This window comes from Dellaglioa sp. CoH-57-MRSF-18 (assembly GCF_056781995.1).
Window position 1 is genome coordinate 1 of the sequence record NZ_JBXAXX010000120.1, and the last position, 393, is coordinate 393.

The window sequence follows — 393 nt, forward strand, 5'->3', positions numbered from 1 at the left end:
GATATCCAAATGTTTGATCTGCTGCCGCTCCCCATGCAGCCGTTGAATATGACATTGACTGGAATGCACCTATGGGACGCAATGAGAAACCGTTTACGCCAGTTACACTAGGAATCGCTACGGTTGTCTTACGTGTCGGCGCAGCAGGGGTTGGGGACCATCCCTGTGTTCTAAGGTCTGAATCGTCACGAACCGTCTCAAACCCTTGCATGTATTTCAAGGTCATTTTATTTCCTTAGCTTGGCGTGAACCAAGTTATTGTTGTCATCGGCTTTGCTGGATTCAAAGTTGTCTGGGCAATGATCTCCAGCGCAACGCTAGCATCCTGAGTAACATATGGAAGTCCCGCGATAACTTCTAACTTCACGCCATAGTCATTTGTCGGTATCAATC

Annotated in this window: 1 protein-coding gene; it reads right to left on the reverse strand. The window is 47.6% G+C overall.

Annotated features, from left to right (window positions below; all coding sequences use genetic code 11):
- The coding region (locus tag AC1RPG_RS08360; RefSeq protein ID WP_481762528.1) for a hypothetical protein at nt 1-226 on the reverse strand (226 nt) is incomplete at its 3' end.
- Nucleotides 227-393: the final 167 nt, after the last annotated feature.